Source organism: Streptomyces sp. AcH 505 (genome assembly GCF_000818175.1).
In the GTDB taxonomy this organism is placed as follows: Bacteria; Actinomycetota; Actinomycetes; order Streptomycetales; family Streptomycetaceae; genus Streptomyces.
Map to the genome: position 1 here is coordinate 3,941,530 of NZ_JTIY01000001.1, position 17,756 is coordinate 3,959,285.

General features: G+C 71.7%; 19 protein-coding genes. 6 read left to right on the plus strand and 13 right to left on the minus strand.

Translation table 11 applies throughout. The features are described 5' to 3' along the window. Nucleotides 1-62: 62 nt before the first annotated feature. Nucleotides 63-647, minus strand: a complete 585-nt coding sequence (locus tag HY68_RS17995) for a TetR/AcrR family transcriptional regulator (protein ID WP_041990099.1) — start codon at nt 645-647, stop codon at nt 63-65. 115 nt (nt 648-762) lie between these two features. Here HY68_RS17995 and HY68_RS18000 point away from each other — a divergent pair, with 115 nt between their 5' ends. Further along, entirely contained in the window at nt 763-3,249 is a 2,487-nt protein-coding gene (locus tag HY68_RS18000) for a glycoside hydrolase family 3 C-terminal domain-containing protein (protein ID WP_041990102.1), read from the plus strand. Between the two features lie 104 nt (nt 3,250-3,353). Here HY68_RS18000 and HY68_RS18005 read toward each other — a convergent pair whose 3' ends face one another. Continuing rightward, nucleotides 3,354-4,340 (minus strand): aldose epimerase family protein, encoded by a 987-nt coding sequence (locus tag HY68_RS18005; RefSeq protein WP_041990105.1) that lies wholly within the window; start codon nt 4,338-4,340, stop codon nt 3,354-3,356. Between the two features lie 9 nt (nt 4,341-4,349). Beyond that, nucleotides 4,350-5,267 carry an SGNH/GDSL hydrolase family protein gene (locus tag HY68_RS18010; protein WP_041996444.1) on the minus strand — a complete coding sequence of 306 codons (918 nt, stop codon included), beginning with the start codon at nt 5,265-5,267 and terminating at the stop codon, nt 4,350-4,352. 245 nt (nt 5,268-5,512) lie between these two features. Here HY68_RS18010 and HY68_RS18015 point away from each other — a divergent pair, with 245 nt between their 5' ends. After that, nucleotides 5,513-6,007, plus strand: a complete 495-nt coding sequence (locus tag HY68_RS18015) for a DUF3145 domain-containing protein (RefSeq protein ID WP_041990109.1) — start codon at nt 5,513-5,515, stop codon at nt 6,005-6,007. Between the two features lie 69 nt (nt 6,008-6,076). Beyond that, nucleotides 6,077-6,952, plus strand: coding sequence for an NAD(P)-dependent oxidoreductase (locus HY68_RS18020; protein WP_041990111.1), 876 nt, complete (start codon nt 6,077-6,079; stop codon nt 6,950-6,952). Nucleotides 6,953-7,031: 79 nt separating this feature from the next. On the opposite strand, the gene fabF is transcribed toward HY68_RS18020, so the two are convergent. From fabF to HY68_RS18045, 5 genes are all read right to left on the minus strand, one after another. After that, nucleotides 7,032-8,294, minus strand: a complete 1,263-nt coding sequence (fabF, locus tag HY68_RS18025) for a beta-ketoacyl-ACP synthase II (protein ID WP_041990113.1) — start codon at nt 8,292-8,294, stop codon at nt 7,032-7,034. 77 nt (nt 8,295-8,371) lie between these two features. Next, nucleotides 8,372-8,620: an acyl carrier protein gene (locus HY68_RS18030; RefSeq protein ID WP_041990116.1), complete on the minus strand. Its 249-nt coding sequence runs from the start codon at nt 8,618-8,620 to the stop codon at nt 8,372-8,374. A 64-nt stretch (nt 8,621-8,684) separates the two neighbouring features. Next, nucleotides 8,685-9,683 carry a ketoacyl-ACP synthase III gene (locus tag HY68_RS18035; RefSeq protein WP_041990118.1) on the minus strand — a complete coding sequence of 333 codons (999 nt, stop codon included), beginning with the start codon at nt 9,681-9,683 and terminating at the stop codon, nt 8,685-8,687. 12 nt (nt 9,684-9,695) lie between these two features. Beyond that, on the minus strand, nt 9,696-10,634 hold the full coding sequence (locus HY68_RS18040; protein ID WP_041990120.1) for an ACP S-malonyltransferase: 939 nt from the start codon (nt 10,632-10,634) through the stop codon (nt 9,696-9,698). 89 nt (nt 10,635-10,723) lie between these two features. After that, nucleotides 10,724-11,905: a helix-turn-helix domain-containing protein gene (locus tag HY68_RS18045; RefSeq protein WP_041990122.1), complete on the minus strand. Its 1,182-nt coding sequence runs from the start codon at nt 11,903-11,905 to the stop codon at nt 10,724-10,726. Between the two features lie 58 nt (nt 11,906-11,963). Between HY68_RS18045 and HY68_RS18050 the strand changes: the two genes are divergently transcribed. Next, the gene (locus tag HY68_RS18050; protein WP_241778607.1) at nt 11,964-12,620 is read left to right on the plus strand and encodes a pirin family protein; all 657 of its coding nucleotides are present in this window, start codon (nt 11,964-11,966) and stop codon (nt 12,618-12,620) included. 29 nt (nt 12,621-12,649) lie between these two features. Here HY68_RS18050 and HY68_RS18055 read toward each other — a convergent pair whose 3' ends face one another. Both HY68_RS18055 and HY68_RS18060 read right to left on the minus strand, forming a co-directional pair. Then, nucleotides 12,650-13,471 (minus strand): serine hydrolase domain-containing protein, encoded by an 822-nt coding sequence (locus tag HY68_RS18055; protein WP_041990125.1) that lies wholly within the window; start codon nt 13,469-13,471, stop codon nt 12,650-12,652. A gap of 20 nt (nt 13,472-13,491) precedes the next feature. Then, on the minus strand, nt 13,492-13,959 hold the full coding sequence (locus HY68_RS18060) for a GNAT family N-acetyltransferase (RefSeq protein WP_041996448.1): 468 nt from the start codon (nt 13,957-13,959) through the stop codon (nt 13,492-13,494). An 86-nt stretch (nt 13,960-14,045) separates the two neighbouring features. On the opposite strand from HY68_RS18060, the gene HY68_RS18065 reads away from it, so the two are divergent. Beyond that, a complete protein-coding gene (locus HY68_RS18065) occupies nt 14,046-14,513 on the plus strand; it encodes a MerR family transcriptional regulator (RefSeq protein ID WP_041990128.1) in 468 nt (155 codons plus the stop codon). A gap of 6 nt (nt 14,514-14,519) precedes the next feature. Further along, nucleotides 14,520-15,536 carry an aldo/keto reductase gene (locus HY68_RS18070; protein ID WP_041990130.1) on the plus strand — a complete coding sequence of 339 codons (1,017 nt, stop codon included), beginning with the start codon at nt 14,520-14,522 and terminating at the stop codon, nt 15,534-15,536. Nucleotides 15,537-15,578: 42 nt separating this feature from the next. Here HY68_RS18070 and HY68_RS18075 read toward each other — a convergent pair whose 3' ends face one another. From HY68_RS18075 to HY68_RS45225, 3 genes are all read right to left on the minus strand, one after another. Then, nucleotides 15,579-16,622, minus strand: a complete 1,044-nt coding sequence (locus HY68_RS18075; RefSeq protein WP_041990133.1) for an alpha/beta hydrolase — start codon at nt 16,620-16,622, stop codon at nt 15,579-15,581. A 118-nt stretch (nt 16,623-16,740) separates the two neighbouring features. Next, a complete protein-coding gene (locus HY68_RS18080) occupies nt 16,741-17,421 on the minus strand; it encodes a response regulator transcription factor (protein ID WP_041990136.1) in 681 nt (226 codons plus the stop codon). Nucleotides 17,422-17,573: 152 nt separating this feature from the next. Continuing rightward, nucleotides 17,574-17,756, minus strand: a 183-nt coding sequence (locus HY68_RS45225; RefSeq protein WP_041990139.1) for an SHOCT domain-containing protein, incomplete at its 5' end; no start/stop codon positions are given.

The window sequence follows — 17,756 nt, forward strand, 5'->3', positions numbered from 1 at the left end:
GCGCGGCGAGACGTCCGCCGGCGAGCCCGCGCCCGGCACGGCGCCCGCCGCCGGCGCCCCCGTCACGCCGCAGGCCCTGAACCTCCCGCCCGCAGCAGGGTGAGGAAGTCGCGGAACGCGCCCGGCATGTCCACCGAGTCCGGGTCCAGCAGCCACTGGTACTGAAGCCCGTCCATCACCGCCGTCAGCAGCGGCGCCGCCTGCTCCGGGGTCAGTCCGCCCGGCAGCCGGTCGCCGAACTCGTCGCGCAGCACCGCCGTCATGTTGCCCCGCACCTGGTCGTAGCGGTGCGTGAAGAAGTCCCGCGCCGGGTGGTCCTCCGTGACGGACTCGCCGAGGAGCGCGGAGAAGGTCTGCACGATGCCGGGCCGCATCGCGTTGTAGTCCACCAGTGAGGTGAGCAGTTCGAGCCGCCATCCCTTGCGGTCGCTGCCGCCGCCCCCCGTGTCCCAGGTGTCCCGGTCCTCCAGGACCGCGACCAGCAGGGCCTCCTTGGTGGGGAAGTGGTGCAGCAGCCCCTGCTGGGTGAGGCCCACCCGCTCGGCGACAGCGCCCAGCGTGGTGCCCCGGTAGCCGCGCTCGGCGATCACCTCCAAGGCCGCGCGGAGGATCTCGGCGCGCCGCTCCTCAGTCCTGGCTCTCGCCATCCAGCTCGGTCCTTCCCGCCATCAATGTAACGAAAGAATTACGAACCCTACCCACTTACAGGCGGCAGGTTCACCATGTAACCATCATTCCGGACGTTCACGAGGAGGTACGGCCGTGGCAGGCGCACCCAGCACAGGGGCCGACGAGGCACGTAACGACGCCGTGGAGGCGGCGCTCGGCAAGCTCGACCTGGACGCCAAGACACGGCTGCTCGCCGGGCAGGACCAGTGGTCCCTGCCGGCGCTTCCCCAGATCGGCCTCGCCTCACTGGTCATGTCCGACGGGCCCGTCGGGGTACGCGGCGTCCGCTGGACGGCCGACGACCCGTCCGTCGCGCTCCCCTCGCCGACCGCGCTCGCCGCGGCCTGGGACCCCGGTCTCGCCCGCAGGGCCGGCCGGCTGCTCGCCCAGGAGGCCCGCCGCAAGGGCGTGCACGTCCTGCTCGCACCGACCGTCAACCTGCACCGCTCGCCGCTCGGCGGCCGGCACTTCGAGGCGTACAGCGAAGACCCCTTCCTCACCGGCGCGATCGGCACCGGCTACGTCCAGGGCGTGCAGGACGGCGGAGTCGGCACCACCGTCAAGCACTTCGTCGCCAACGACGCCGAGACGGACCGCTTCACCGTCGACAACGTCGTCACCCCCCGGCCGCTGCGCGAGCTGTACCTCGCGCCGTTCGAGGCGATCGTCGCCAACGCCCACCCCTGGGGCATCATGGCCGCGTACAACACGGTCAACGGCACGAGCATGACCGAGCACCGCTACCTCCAGCGTGAAGTCCTGCGCGGCGAATGGGGGTTCGACGGGTACATCGTCTCCGACTGGCTGGCGGCGCGCTCCACCACCGGCGCCCTCATCGGCGGCCTCGACGTCGCCATGCCGGGTCCCAAGACGGTGTACGGCCCCGCGCTCGCCGCCGCCGTCAGGGCCGGTGAGGTCGAAGAGGCGGCGGTCGACGAAGCCGTACGCAACGTCCTGCGGCTCGCCGCCCGCGTCGGCGTCCTGGACGGCGCCCCCGCCGTCGTGACCGAGCCGCCCGCGACCGTCGACGGCGACGCGCTGACCCGCGAGATCGCCCGCCGCTCCTTCGTGCTCGTACGCAACGACGTACGGGACGGGCGCCCCGCGCTGCCGCTCGACCCGGCAGCCGGCACGATCGCCCTCAGCGGCGCCGCGGCGCGCGACGCCCGTATCCTCGGCGGCGGTTCGGCGACGGTCTTCCCCGACCATGTCGTCTCGCCGCTCGACGGGCTCACGGCCGCGCTGCCCGAAGGCGCCCTGACCTACACCGTCGGAGCCGACCCCAGCACCGAACTCGCCGTCGCCGAGAAGGGGTTCGCGCTGGCGGCCGTCTGCACGGCAGCCGACGGGCGGGTGCTGGCCAGTGACCCGCTGCCCAACGGCCGGGTCCAGTGGGTCGGCAGCGACCTGCCCGACGGCGTCGCGTTCGACGAGCTCCACACGGTCGAGATCCGCGGCACCTTCACCCCGCGCGAGAGCGGCGAGCACACCTTCGGTACCCGCGGCGTCGGCGGCCTCACGCTCGCCGTCGGCGGCGAGACCGTCTTCGAAGGAGAGCAGGGACGGGGCACCGACTCCGACCCGTTCGCCGCCTTCTTCGGCAAGCCCACCGAGCGCGCCCGGGTCGAGCTGACGGCGGGCGTGCCCGTCGAGGTCTCGCTGCGCGACGTCGTCCACAAGGCCGACGACCTCCCGATGGCCGCCGTCAGCTTCTCGCTGCTCCACCTCGGGCCGCAGTTCGACCCGGACGAGCTGATCGCCGAGGCCGTCGAGGGGGCCCGCGCCGCCGACACCGCTGTCGTCGTGGTCGCCACCACCGACGCCGTCGAGTCCGAGGGCTTCGACCGTAAGGACCTCAAGCTCCCGGGCCGCCAGGACGACCTCGTACGGGCCGTCGCCGCCGTCAACGCCAACACCGTCGTGGTCGTCAACACCGGCTCGCCCGTGGAGCTGCCGTGGCGCGACGACGTGGCGGCCGTCCTGCTGAGCTGGTTCCCCGGCCAGGAGGGCGGCGCTGCGCTCGCCGACGTCCTGCTCGGCGCCGAGGAGCCCGGCGGCCGGCTGCCGACCACCTGGCCCGCCGTGCTCGCCGACGCGCCCGTCTCGGACACCACCCCGACGGCCGAGGGCGAACTCCACTACACCGAGGGCGTCTTCATCGGCTACCGGGCCTGGGAGCGGGCCGGTACGACCCCCGCGTACCCGTTCGGCCACGGGCTCGGCTACACCGAGTGGAGCTACGAGACGATCGAGGCCACCGGCACCGAGGTGCGGGTGCGGCTGACCAACAGCGGGCCGCGCGCGGGCCGTGAGGTCGTCCAGATCTATCTCGCGCCCGTCGCGAGCGCGGACGGCGCGCCGACGGTGGAGCGGCCCGCCCGCTGGCTGGCCGGGTTCGCCTCGGTCGAGGCGGCGCCGGGGGAGAGCGTCGAGGCGCGGATCCCGCTGCCGCGCAGGGCCTTCGAGATCTGGGACGAGGAGTCCGGTTCCTGGACGTACGTCGCGGGCAGATATGAGATCCAGGCCGCCCGTTCCGTCGCCGACCGCCGGTTGAGTGCCGTGGTGGATACCGAGGCATAGCCGGGGGTAGGGGGAGAAAACGTGTACGGCCCCGAGGCGGAACCTGACACCGCCCCGGGGCCGTACACATACGCGCGGCCCCCGGGAGCAACGGAGGATCCGGCTTAGCGGACCCCGAAGGCGTACGTTGTCGAGGACGTGTACACCTCACCGGGCCGCAGCACCGTGGCGGGGAACTCCGGGCGGTTGGGCGAGTCGGGGAAGTGCTGTGTCTCCAGCGCGACGCCGTCACCCGGCCCGAACGGCTTCCCGTCGAAGCTGTCGCCGGTGTACAGCTGCATCCCCGGCTCGGTCGTCGTCACGGTCAGCAGCCGCCCCGAGACGGGGTCGTACAGCTCGGCCGCCACCTCGTCGGGACCCGCGGTGTCCAGCACGAAGTTGTGGTCGTACCCCTTCCCCACGGTCCGCGCCTCGCGGAAGTCGAACCGGGTCCCGCCGACCGGCGTCAGCTCGCCCGTCGGGACGGAACCCGGGCCCACCGGCGTGATGTGCCCGGCGGCGATGCGCAGTTCATGGCCGCCCGCGGGGCCGCTGCCGGCGCCGCCGAGGTTCCAGTACGTGTGGTTGGTCAGACAGACCGGTGTCGGCGCGTCCGTCACCGCCCGGTAGTCGATCCGCAGCGCCCCCGCGGCCGTCAGCGTGTACGCCGCCGAGACGTCCAGCCGGCCGGGGAAGCCCTCCTCGCCGTCCGGGCTGGTCCGGGACAGCCGCACGCCGTCCTCGACGGGCTCCGCGTCCCACACCCGCCGGTCGAAGCCGTACCCGCCGCCGTGCAGGCAGTTGTCCCCGTCGTTGGCCGGCAGCCGGTACGTCCGGCCGTAGAGGGTGAAGGCCGCGCCCCCGATCCGGTTCGCGTACCGGCCGATCAGCGCGCCGAAGTACGGGCCACCGGATGTCAGATAGTCCGCCAGGGCGGGCAGCCCCAGCACCACGTCCGCCCGCGTACCGTCCCGGCCGGGCACCTGGAGCGACTGGATGACACCGCCGTACGTCAGCAGCCTGACCCGGGTACCGGCCCGCTCCAGCGTCCAGGCGTGGACAGGGGTGGAGTCGGCCGTCGTACCGGCTTCTTCGCGGCGTATGTCAGTCACGGCGAAACCCTACGCCGGGGCTCTGAGAGCGGTGACATTGCGGTACGCGATCTCCGCCAGCTCGCCCTGGCCGTCCTTGCTGGGATGGAACCAGTCCCACGGGCTCAGCTGCTCGCCGGTGAACCGGAAGTCGAAGACCGCCCCGCCGTCGTAGCGGCAGCGCACATCCTTCGCGCACACGTCCTTCAGCACGCCGTTGTACGCCACGACCCGGTCGTACACCGTCGCCCTGCGGCGCTGCGCCGCCGCGCCGTCGTCCTGCGAATCGCCGAGCATCGACGCGCAGATCCCCAGTTTCCAGATCTGCCGGCCCAGCGGGTTGTCACGCCCCGTCGACCAGAGCCGCTTCAGGTCGGGCACGCTCGACACGTACACCTGCGCCTTGGGGGCGCCGGTCCGCAGCCGGCGCATGGCGGCGGTGAACGACGTACGGAAATCGGCCACCGGCGTCATCAGGTCCACCGAGTCCTGGCAGGCGTCGTTGGCGCCGACCATGACCGTCACCAGATCCGGCACGCGCCGCGCCGCTTGCGCCATCTGGCCCGGCAGATCCGCCATCCGGGCCCCTGACCGCGCCTCGTTCCAGCTGCGTTTCGCGGCGGTCGGCGCGCCGACGAGCCGGGTGGCGAGGCTGTCCACACCGCTGTCCGTGCCGGTCGCCCAGGACACCTCGGGGCAGTCGCTGAACGGCACACACGCGTCGAAACCACGGGTGATCGAGTCGCCGACCGCGGCCACCGAGCGCGGGCTGCGGTTCCAGACCGGGACGGGCTTCGGCGCAGGGCTTGCCCGCCTCGACGCACCGCCGTCCGGCGGTCCCCCGGACGAGCCACAGCCGGCCAGCACCCCGCTGCCCGCGAGCACGGCCGCTGTCACGACCGTCGCGGCGCAGAACCGTACCCGGCCCTTCTGGCGTCCTACCCCCATGAACACGCTCCCCTGAGTCCTGGCGAGTGAAAGCTTCGCGTGAATCGGCCCCCGGACCGACCGTACGACACCCCCGGCCCTCCGCCGCACGGTAGCTTTTGCCACGTCGAACCAGAGGCGCCCGTTCCGCAGGCTCCGGTAAATTACATCACGTCACATGCTGTCCCTTTTGCGGAGTTTAACTCCCGATGATGTTTACTGAGGCCGCTGGGAAAGGCGAACCTCGTCCCACACTGGAGGTCCCGGTGACGACACGTGGAGTTCTGTACGTTCACTCCGCACCACGCGCGATGTGCCCGCACATCGAATGGGCGGTGGCAGGCGTGCTCGGCCTGCGGGTCCAGCTCGACTGGATCCGCCAGCCCGCGTCCCCCGGCACCTGGAGATCCGAGTTCTCCTGGCAGGGCCGGGCGGGCACCGCGTCCAAACTCGCGTCCGCCCTGCGCGGCTGGCAGATGCTGCGCTTCGAGGTGACGGCCGAGCCCTGCCCCACCGCCGAGGGCGAGCGCTACAGCGCCACGCCCGACCTGGGCATCTTCCACGCCGTCACCGGGATGCACGGCGACATCCTGGTCCCCGAGGACCGGCTGCGCGCCGCCCTCGCCCGCTCGCAGCACGGCGAGACGCGGCTGGAGGCGGAGATCGCCAAGCTGCTCGGCAAGCCGTGGGACGACGAGCTGGAGCCCTTCCGCTACGCCGGTGAGGGCGCCCCGGTCCGCTGGCTGCACCAGGTCGTCTGACAGGTCGTCTGACAGATCGTCCGACCGCCGTCCGCAGCCGCGCCACGGGCCGCCCTTACGGTAGGTCCCATGGCTGAACATTCGACAGTAGCTGTCCTCGGTACCGGCATCATGGGCACGGCGATCGCCCACAACCTGCTCCGTACCGGCCACACCGTACGGGTCTGGAACCGCACCGCCGCCAAGGCCGAGCCGCTGGCCGCCGAAGGCGCCGAACTCGCCGCGACCGCGGCGGAGGCCGTGACCGGCGCCGACACCGTCATCACCACGCTGTACGACGGCCCCGCGGCCCTGGAGGCCGCCACGGCCGCGGCGCCGGGGCTGCGGCCCGGCGCCGTCTGGCTGCAGGCCACCACCGTCGACCTCGACTCCGTCGCTGAGCTGGCCGAGCTGGCCCGGCAGGCGGGCGTCCTGTTCGTCGACTCCCCGGTGCTCGGCACGAAGGGCCCCGCCGAGGCCGGACAGCTGACGGTGCTCGCCGCAGGACCCGATGAGGCGCGCGCCAAGGTCGGCTCCGTACTCGAAGCGATCGGCCAGCGCACGATCTGGGTCGGCGACGACGCCACGACGGCGGCCGCCACCCGGCTCAAGCTCGTCTGCAACAACTGGGTGCTGGCCCTCACCCACGGCACGGCCGAGACGCTGGGCCTCGCGAAGGGGCTCGGCGTCGACCCGCAGAGCTTCTTCGACGCGGTCGCCGGCGGGGGCATCGACTGCGGCTATCTGCACATCAAGTCCGACGTGATCCTGTCCGACGGCTACGAGCCGCCGAGCTTCGCCCTCTCCACGGCCGCCAAGGACGCGCGGCTGATCGTCGAGGCGGCGGAAGCGGCGGACGTACGGATGGACCTCACGGCGGCGGGCGCCGAACGCTTCCGCCGCGCCGAGGAACAGGGCCACGGCGACAAGGACATGGCGGCCTCGTACTTCGCCAGCTTCGACTAGGGCCTGGCGTCAGGCCCGGAACGCGCAGGTGCCCCGCCCGGTTTTCGGGCGGGGCACCTGGCGTTGCGCTGTCGCGTCGTCAGACCGTACGGAACGCCACGACCACGTTGTGGCCGCCGAAGCCGAACGAGTTGTTGATCGCGCCGATCGTGCCCGAGGGGAGCGCGCGGGGCTTGTCGCGGACGATGTCCGCCTCCACCTCTTCGTCGAGCTCGTCGATGTTGATCGTCGGGGGAGCGGTGCGGTGGTGCAGCGCGAGGACCGTCGCCACCGTCTCGATACCGCCGGCGCCGCCCAGCAGATGGCCCGTCATCGACTTCGTCGCCGAGACGGCCACATGGTCCAGGTCGTCGCCCAGCACCTGGCGCAGCGCCCTGATCTCCGCGATGTCGCCCTGCGGGGTCGAGGTGGCGTGCGCGTTGAGGTGGACGACCTCGGCCGGCTTGAGGTCGGTCGAAGCCAACAGGTTCTCCAGCGCCTTGGCGATGCCGCGGCCGGTCGGCTCGGGCTGCGCGATGTGGTGCGCGTCCGAGGAGACGCCCTGGCCGAGGATCTCGCAGTAGACCTTCGCGCCGCGCGCCGCCGCGTGCTCGGCCGACTCCAGGATGACGATCCCGGCGCCCTCACCGATGACGAAGCCGTCACGGCCCTTGTCGTACGGGCGGGAGGCCACCGTCGGGTTGTCGTTGTTCTTCGACATGGCCATCATGCTGGCGAAGGCGGCGACGGGCAGCGGGTGGATGCACGCCTCCGTGCCGCCGGCGACGACCACGTCGGCGCGGCCGGTACGGATCATCTCGACGGCGTACCCGACCGCCTCGGCGCCCGAGGCGCAGGCGGAGACGGGAGTGTGTGCGCCCGCGCGGGCGCCCACCTCGATGGAGACGTTGGCCGAGGGGCCGTTCGGCATCAGCATCGGCACGGTGTGCGGGGAGACGCGGCGTGCGCCCTTCTCCCGCAGTACGTCGTACTGGTCGAGCAGCGTGATCACACCGCCGATGCCGGAGGCGACGACGGTACCGAGCCGGTCGGGGTCGACAGCGGCGTCCTCACCGGCCTTGCCCGTGTAACCGGCGTCCGCCCATGCCTCACGGGCCGCGATCAGCGCGAACTGCGCCGAGCGGTCCAGTCGGCGGGCGAGCGGGCGCGGCAGGACGTCACCGGGGTCGACCGCGGCGAGGGCGGCGAACCGTACCGGCAGGTCGGCGAACCGCTCGTCCTCGATCGTGCGGGCGCCTGAGCGGCCCGCGAGGAGACCTTCCCAGGTCGATGCGCTGTCGCCACCCAGTGGTGTGGTTGCGCCGATACCGGTGACGACCACGGTGCGATTGGTCGGGCTCACTGGAATTCTTTCTCCACGTGTAGAGGGTGCTGAATTTTTACGGCGCCACCGCCGGGTGGCGTCACGCACGAACTGGATCAGTCCTGGTGCTTGGCGATGTAATCGGCAGCATCGCCGACCGTCTTGAGGTTCTTGACGTCGTCGTCCGGGATCTTGACGTCGAAGCGCTCTTCGGCGGCGACGACGACCTCGACCATGGACAGCGAGTCGACGTCCAGGTCGTCGGTGAAGGACTTGTCCAGCTGGACGTCCTCGACCGGGATACCGGCGATCTCGTTCACGATCTCGGCGAGACCGCTGACGATCTCTTCCTGGGTGGCGGCCATGTGGGCGCTCCTTCGATGTTGGGCTGAGGGAAATGTGGTGGCACGGTCCGGAAAGATCCGGTGCCTAGGGGAGGGTAACGACCGTCGCGGCGTACACGAGACCCGCCCCGAAGCCGATGACGAGCGCGGTGTCGCCGCTCTTCGCCGCTCCGGTCGCCAGGAGCCGCTCCATCGCGAGCGGAATCGAGGCGGCGGAGGTGTTGCCTGTCGTCTCCACGTCACGTGCGACCGTGACGCTCTCCGGCAGTTTCAGAGTCTTCACCATCGAGTCGATGATCCGCATGTTCGCCTGATGCGGAATGAAAACGTCCAGGTCGGCGGGGCTGACCCCGGCCGCGTCGAGCGCCTGCTGGGCGACCTTCGCCATCTCGAAGACGGCCCAGCGGAAGACCGCCTGGCCCTCCTGCGTGATGGCGGGGAACTTCTCGCCGGGGCCGCCCCACTCGGTCCAGGAGACCGTCTGCTTGATGGTCTCGGACTTGTCGCCCTCGGAGCCCCAGACGGTCGGGCCGATCATCGGCTCCTTCGCCGGGCCCACGACGACGGCGCCGGCGCCGTCACCGAACAGGAACGCCGTGGCGCGGTCGCTCAGGTCGGTCAGGTCGGACAGCCGCTCCACGCCGATGACCAGGACGTACTCGGCCGAGCCGTCGACGATCATGCCCTTGGCGAGGGTCAGCCCGTAGCCGAAGCCCGCGCAGCCCGCCGAGATGTCGAAGGCCGCCGGGCGGCCCGCGCCGATCTTGTCGGCGATCTCGGTCGCGATGGCCGGGGTCTGCTTGAAGTGCGAGACGGTCGAGACGATCACGCCGCCGATCTGCTCGGGGGTGATCCCGGCGTCGGCGATGGCCTTGCCCGCGGCCTCCACGGACATGGCGGAGACGGTCTCCTCGGGCGACGCCCAGTGCCGGGTCGCGATGCCGGAGCGGGAGCGGATCCACTCGTCGGACGAGTCGATCGTTTCGAGGATCACCTCGTTGGGCACCACGCGCGTCGGGCGGTAACCGCCGACGCCCATGATGCGCGCGTGCGCGGCGCCCCTGCTGGGCTTGATCTTCGACATGCTCTCTGGCTCCTATTCGGCCGTGGAGGAGTGCTCGGCGATCAGCGCGCGGGCCGCGTCGAGGTCGTCGGGGGTCTTCAGCGCGAGCGTCTTGACCCCGGGCATCGCACGCTTGGCGAGGCCGGTCAGCGTACCGCCGGGGCAGAGTTCGACAAGGGCTGTGGCACCCCGGTGCGTGAACGTTTCCATGCACAGGTCCCAGCGGACCGGGTTCGCGACCTGTCCCACCAGCCGGGTCAGGATCTCCAGGCCCGTGGCGACGGTCTCGCCGTCCTTGTTCGAGACGTACGGCACGACGGGGTCGGCCGGGTCCAGCGCGGCTGCCGCCGCCTCCAGCCGCTCGACCGCGGGTGACATGTGCCGGGTGTGGAACGCCCCGGCGACCTTGAGCGCCACGACACGCCGGACGCCCTCCGGCTTGTCCGCCTCCAGCGCAGCGAGCTGTTCGAGCGTGCCGGCCGCCACGATCTGCCCGCCGCCGTTCACGTTGGCGGGCGTCAGACCGAGCTTCGCCAGATGCGGGAGCGTCGTCTCCGGGTCGCCGCCGAGCAGCGCCGACATACCCGTCTCCGTGACGGCTGCCGCGTCGGCCATGGCCATGCCACGCGTACGGACCAGACCCATCGCGGCGTCGTCCGACACGACGCCGGCCAGCGCGACGGCGGCGATCTCGCCGACGCTGTGCCCGGCGACGGCGCCGACGGCGGACGTCAGGTCACCGGCGGGGAAGAGCTGACGGGCCGACAGCAGCGCGGCGGCCACCAGCAGCGGCTGGGCCACCGCCGTGTCGCGGATCTCGTCCGCGTCGGCCTTCGTTCCGTAGTGCACCAGATCGAGGCCGATGGCGGCCGACCAGTCCCGCAGCCGGTCTTCGGTACCGGGGAGGTCGAGCCAGGGAGTCAGGAAGCCGGGCGTCTGAGCGCCTTGGCCGGGAGCGACGAGTACGAGCACCCTCACACTCTCTCTTGTGGACGGTCGTTGGCGCCCCTGGGGACAGGGACCAAGAACCGTGAAGCTAACTGTAAGAGTCCTACAAAAGCTTAGGACTTCGACTCCAAGGCGGCCAGCCTCCCCAGGATCAGGGCGATTCGCAGCGTGAACGCGGAGCGCACATCGGAGGGTGACCACCCGGTGACGTCAGTCACACGTCGTAGCCGGTAGCGGACGGTGTTGGGGTGGACGAAGAGCATCCTGGCCGCGCCTTCGAGGCTGCTCGCCTGCTCCAGATAGACACTCAGAGTCTCCAGGAGCGCGGAACCCGCTTCCTCCAGCGGTCTGTAGATCTCCTCCACCAATTGGACACGAGCGGCCGGGTCCGACGCGATGGCGCGCTCCGGCAGGAGATCGTCGGCGAGCACCGGGCGGGGGGCGTCCTGCCAGGCGGCGCACGCCTTGAGACCGGCAGCGGCGGCCTGCGCGGACTTCGTCGCTGCCAGCAGATCGGGTACGACAGGTCCCGCGACGACGGGCCCCGCCGCGTACGGGCCGATCAGCGCCTTCGCGACCTGCAGCGGATTGTCGCTGCCGCCCGCGATCACCACGAGCCGGTCCCCGAGCACCCCGGTGAGCACCTGGAGCTTGGCGTGCCTGGCGGCCCGCCTGATCGCCTCGACGGTCAGCTCGCTGTCCCCGTCGGGCGCCGTGCCGAGCAGCACGCAGACATGCTCAGGGGAGTTCCAGCCGAGCGCCGCCGCCCGCGAGACGGCGCCCTCGTCGGCCTCGCCCGACAGCACGGCGTTCACGACCAGGGACTCCAGCCGCGCGTCCCACGCCCCGCGCGCCTCGGCGGCCTGCGCGTAGACCTGGGCCGTCGCGAAGGCGATCTCCCGGGCGTAGACCAGCAGCGCCTCGCGCAGCACGGACTCGTCGCCCGGTGCGGCGACCTCCTCGATGGCGGTCTCCATGACCTGGATCGTGGTCCGCACCATCTCCACGGTCTGCCGCAGCGTGATGGCCCGGGTCAGCTCGCGCGGCGCCGTGCCGAAGACGTCGGTCGAAATGGCCTGCGGCGCCTCCGGATGCCGGAACCACTCGGTGAAGGCGGCGATACCGGCCTGGGCGACGAGACCGATCCACGAACGGTTCTCCGGCGGCATCGCCCGGTACCACGGCAGCGTCTGGTCCATGAGCGCGATGGCGTTCGCGGCCAGCCGGCCGGAGGACTGTTCGAGGCGGCGCAGCGTCGCGGAGTGCTCATGGGCTTCGTTCGCGGGTTCAGGCACGGGGACAAGACTGCCTTATCAGGGCGAGTACCTGGCCGGGCGGGGCTACGGTAGTCCGGTGATTACTGTGCGGTACGCAGAGGACCGTTATCTCGGAGGCGATGCGGACCGGGGCATCGAGACCCTGCACGCCTTCTCCTTCGGCCGTTTCTACGAGCCGGACAATCTCCGCTTCGGCGCCGTGCTCGCCTGCAACGAGGAATGGCTGGCGCCGGGCGCCGGGTTCGACGAACACCCGCACAGCCACACCGAGATCGTCACCTGGGTCGTCGAAGGGGAGCTGACCCACCGGGACTCGGCGGGCAACGCCACCGTCGTACGGCCGGGCGACGTCCAGCGGCTCAGCTCGGGCGGCGGGGTACGGCATGTCGAACGCAACGACGGCACGGGTCAGTTGGTCTTCGTACAGATGTGGCTCGCCCCGCTGGAGCCGGGCGGCGCACCGGCGTACGAGATCGTGCGCGGCATCGCCGACTCCACGCCGTACGCGCTCCCGCAGGCCGGTGCGATGCTCCACGTACGCCGGTTGCAGGAGGGCGAGCGGGCGGCCGTGCCGGACGCCGCGTACGTCTACGTCCACGTCGTGCGCGGCAGTCTGTGGCTGGGCGAGGAGGAGCTGGAATCGGGCGACTCGGCCCGGATCACGGACGCGCGGGGCATCGAGATGACGGCCGGTGCGGCGGCCGAGGTGCTCGTCTGGGAGATGGCGGGCTGATCGTCGGGTGGGTGGTGCCGGTCCGACTCTCAGGCGCCTGCGGCCAGTTCGGCGAGCACGGCGTCGGTGAACGGCGGCCAGGCCTGCACCGCCCACGGCCCGAAGTCCCGGTCGGCCAGCGCCACGCACGCGGCGCCCGCCTCCGGGTCGGCCCACAGGAACGTACCGGACTGGCCGAAGTGCCCGAAGGTGCGCGGCGAGGACGAACTGCCCGTCCAGTGCGGGGACTTGGCGTCCCTGATCTCGAAGCCGAGCCCCCAGTCGTTGTTCTTCTGGTTGCCGTAACCCGGCAGCACCCCGGAGAGCCCGGGGAAGACGACCGTCGTCGCCTCCAGGACCGTACGCGGATCCAGCAGCCGGGGCGTCTGGAGTTCGGCGGCGAACCGCACCAGGTCGTCGACGGTCGAGACGCCGTCCTTGGCGGGTGAGCCGGCCACGGACGTCGACACCATCCCGAGCGGTTCGAGCACCGCCTGGTGCACATAGTCGGCGAACGGGATCTCGGTCGCCTTGGCGATGTGGTCGCCGAGGACTTCGAAGCCGGCGTTCGAGTAGAGCCTGCGGGTGCCCGGAGTGCTCGTCGCGCGGTGCTCGTCGAAGGCCAGACCGCTGCTGTGCGCGAGCAGATGGCGGACGGTCGACCCCTCGGGCCCCGCCGGTTCGTCCAGCTCGACGGCGCCTTCCTCGTAGGCGACGAGCGCGGCGTACGCGGCGAGCGGCTTCGTCACGGAAGCGAGCGGGAACGCCCGCGACGTCGGACCGTGCGTCCCGACGACGGTGCCGTCGGCCCGTACGACGGCCACCGCCGCGTTCGGCACGGGCCAGTTCTCGATGAGTGCCAGGCTCTCCATGGCCACGAGCCTAAAGGACGCTAGAGCGTCAGCCGCATGGCGGGAGCCGGGGTGCGGGCGAAGCCCAGGGAGGCGTACAGCGGCTCGCCCTCGGGTGAGGCGTGCAGATCGATCCTGCGGACGCCGCGCTCCTCGTACCACCCCAGCAGCGCCCGCATGCAGGCACGTGAGTAGCCGCGCCTGCGCATCGCCGGGTCGGTGGCGACGCTGAAGACGTGGCCGGTGGTGCCCGCGGGGTTCTCGGGGCTGCCGAGCCGGTGCTCCACCACCCCGACGGCGCACGCGGCGAGTATCCCTGTACGGTCCGGACCGTCCACGACGAACGCGGCGAGATCCCCGGCCGGGTCGGCCAGCCGCTCGCGCAGCGCCCGGACTGCGGCCGGCTGCCAGCCGGTATCGGTCGAAGGCTTCAGCGAATTCAGCATGATCGTGCGCAGACGTACCAGTTCCCCGGCGTCCGCCGGATCCGCGCGGCGTGCAGCAGTCATGGTCGGCACGCTAGTCGCGCAAGCTTGGAAAGCCGTACCCGATTTCGCTTGCTTGGAGTGCACTCCAAGGATTTAGCGTGGAGGGTATGACGTTGATCGAGAGCAGCCCCGCGCCGACCCAGGACCGGACCGACATCTGCGTATCGGCGCCCCTCGCGCATCCGCGCCCGGACGGCCAGGACCGCTACACGATCAGCGAGGTCGCCGCGATCACCGGACTCACGGCGCACACCCTGCGCTGGTACGAGCGGATCGGGCTGATGCCGCACGTCGACAGGTCCAACACCGGCCAGCGCCGGTTCAGCAACCGCGACCTGGACTGGCTCGCCTTCGTCAGCAAACTCCGGCTGACCGGGATGCCCGTGGCGGACATGGTCCGTTACGCCGAGCTGATCCGGATCGGCGAAGACACCTTCGAGGAGCGGCAGGAACTGCTGGAGCGGACCCGGCGCGACGTACTGCACCGGATCGCCGAGCTGCACGACACCGTCGCCGTGCTCGACCACAAGATCAGTTTTTACGCGGGCGCGCGCACCGCGCCGGAGAGGGTCTGAACCCTGATGGGCGACAACAAGCTCCCCACCGTACGGCTCGGCACCGATGGTCCCGAGGCCGGCATCCAGGGGCTCGGCTGCATGGGCATGAGCCAGTCCTACGGCCCGACCGACGTCGACGAGGCGCGGGCCACCCTGGAGCGCGCCCTGGAACTGGGCGTGACGCTGTACGACACCGCCGACGCCTACGGCGCGGGCGAGAACGAGAAGTTCATCGCGCCGTTCGTCCAGGCGCACCGCGACGAGATCGTCCTCGCGACGAAGTTCTCGCTGGGCACCGACCCGACCGACCCGACGAAGCGGACCATCCGCAACGACCGGCCGTATCTGCGCCAGTGCGTCGAGGGCAGCCTCAAGCGCCTGGGCGTGGAGGCGATCGACCTGTACTACATGCACCGCAGGGACGTGAACGTCCCGATCGAGGACACCGTGGGCGCCATGGCCGAGCTGGTGGCCGAGGGCAAGGTCAAGCACCTGGGGCTGAGCGAGGTCACCGCCTCCGAGCTGCGTACGGCGCAGGCCGTGCACCCGATCGCCGCCCTGCAGTCCGAGTGGTCGCTGTTCAGCCGGGACATCGAGGACAGCGTCATCGGTGCGGCGGTCGACCTCGGCGTCGGGCTCGTGCCGTACTCGCCGCTCGGCCGCGGCTTCCTGACCGGCTCGTTCGTCAGTGCCGACAAGGAGCTGGGGGCCGACGACTTCCGCCGGCAGCAGCCCCGGTTCACCGGGGACAACGCGGCGGCGAACGCCGCGCTGCTGGCGCCGGTGCGCAAGGTCGCCGAGGGGCACAACGCCTCCCTCGGGCAGATCGCGCTGGCCTGGGTGCAGCAGCGGGCCGCGCGGTACGGGCTGGCCGTCGTCCCCATCCCGGGGACGCGTAAGCGCAGCCGGATCGAGGAGAACATCGCCGCCACCCGGATCGTCCTCACGGAGAGCGAGCTGGAGCTGCTGGAGCCGATCGCCGGGCAGGTCGTGGGCGGCCGGTACGCCGACATGGCGTTCACGTCGGCGGGCCGCGAGTAGCGGGCGGTACGGCGAGCCGGCCGGCGAGCGAGGGGGGCGTCCTCATCGGACGTCCCCCTCGGCGATGGCCGCGAAGGCCCTGAGCGACGCGGTGCCCGGCGCCAGATAGCCGGTGTGCCCGTGCGCGTCCGACGCGTCGACCCTGCGGGCGCCGAAGTCCGGGTCCGTCGGGTCGGCGCCGTGGCCGAGCCCGGCCAGTTCGACGTTGGGCACCTTCGAGATCCAGTCGGACGGGTCCTTGGCGGCCCACACCCGGGCGCGGGTGTGCAACTGCGCCTCGTTGTGCGCCCGCATGCCGGGCGAGCCGAACACGACGATGTCGCTGACGCGCACCTCGTGGGCGGCGAGGCCGCAGACGACCGAACCGTAGCTGTGGCAGAACAGCGCGGGTTCCGCCACGCCCGCCGCTTCGAGTCCCCGGGTGAACCGGGTCAGCCGGTCGGCGCCCGCGTCGGCGAGCCGGCCGGTCGCCGCGTCGAGACCCAGCCCCACCGGCGTCGTATAACCGGCCCAGGCGACCACGGCGGTACGGTTTCCCGTCGCGGCCCGCAGCGAGCGCGCCATCCCCGCCAGCGCGCCGTCGCGGTCCTTCGTACGGTCGAAGGTGGACGCGTCGATGTCGGATCCCGGCACCACCACCGACACATGCTGAGTCTTCGTCAGATTGCCGAACACCTCGGCGACTTGACCGCGACCGCGCGGGTCGAAGGCCAGGATCTGCCGGCCGGCACCGGCCAGGTGCCGGTAGCGCGGGTCGTGACCGGCCCTGATGGCAAGGGCGTTGGCCTCGTAGCGCAGGGCGGGCGGCGCGCCGTCGAGATTGCCGACGACCGACGCGTGCCGCCGTACCAGCTGCTGCCGCTGTTCGTCCGTCAAGTCCGCGAAGAACGCGGCCGTCTGACGGGGCGTCGAGGTGACGGGGTCGGGGAGCGGCCTGCCGAGCGAGGTGTCGGCGCGCCATGAAGCAGTCCCGGGAGGCGGGCCTGTCACCGGGGTCTGCGTGCCGGTGAAGGCCCATCCGGCCGTACCCCCGACCACGATCGCCGTCAGTACGGCGGCGGCCAGTGTCCTCGTGCGACGGCGCATGTCCTGCTCCTTCTTCCGCTGCTCGTCCGTGGCGTGCGGCAGAAAGGTAGGAAGAGGACACCGGCGCGGACATCACACCGGGGAGCCAACCGCCGGGTGATACCCGGGTAGGGGAGGGTCAGTTCGCGGCGCCCGGGGTGACCAGTCCCGACTCGTAGGCGAACACCACGGCCTGGGCGCGGTCCCGCAGATCCAGCTTGGCCAGGACCCGGCCGACATGGGTCTTCACCGTCTGCTCGGCGACCACCAGATCGGCGGCGATCTCCAGGTTGGAGAGCCCCCTGGCGATCAGCTCCAGCACCTCGGTCTCGCGTGGGGTGAGGCCGTGCAGCCGCAGGGCCGGGTCCTTGCGCTGGACGGGGCGCCGCTGGGTGAAGTCCGCGATCAGCCGCCGGGTCACGGACGGCGCGAGCAGCGCGTCACCGGCCGCCACGACCCGTACGGCGGCGATCAGATCGGCGGGCGGCGCGTCCTTCAGCAGAAAGCCCGAGGCGCCGGCGCGCAGCGCCTCGTAGACGTAGTCGTCCACGTCGAAGGTGGTCAGCATCAGCACCTTCGGCAGATGGACCACCCCGGCCGGCGGGTCCAACAGCTCCCGTGCGGCGGCGAGTCCGTCCAGCTCCGGCATCCGCACGTCCATCAGCACCACGTCCGGGTGGGTGGCACGGCTGACCTCGATGCCGCGCCTGCCGTCCGGCGCCTCGCCCACCACGTCGATGTCGGCCTGCGCCGACAGCAGCGCGGCGAAACCGGCGCGCACCATGGCCTGGTCGTCGACGATGATCACGCGAATGGTCAAAGGGGCTTCCTCAGCTGCGGGGTCCGGACCGGAGTCATGGCCTGCCCAGCCTAGGCAAGGCGCCGCGCCCCCGCCTCATCCGGGAGACCCGGTCCCGCCGTCGTACCCAGGTGCTACGCGTCACGGCTTGTACGCTCCACGGCTCGTACGCGTCACAGCTCGGCGAGCAGTTCGGCCTTCTTCGCGCTGAACTCGGCGTCCGTCACGAGCCCCGCCCGGTGCAGCTCGCCCAGATGCCGGATGCGCTCGGCGACAGCGGCGGGGCCGCGCGCGTTGCCCGCCGTCGCGGGGACGGGCACCGGGCTGCGGCCCGCGCCCCGTACGGCGGCCAGTAC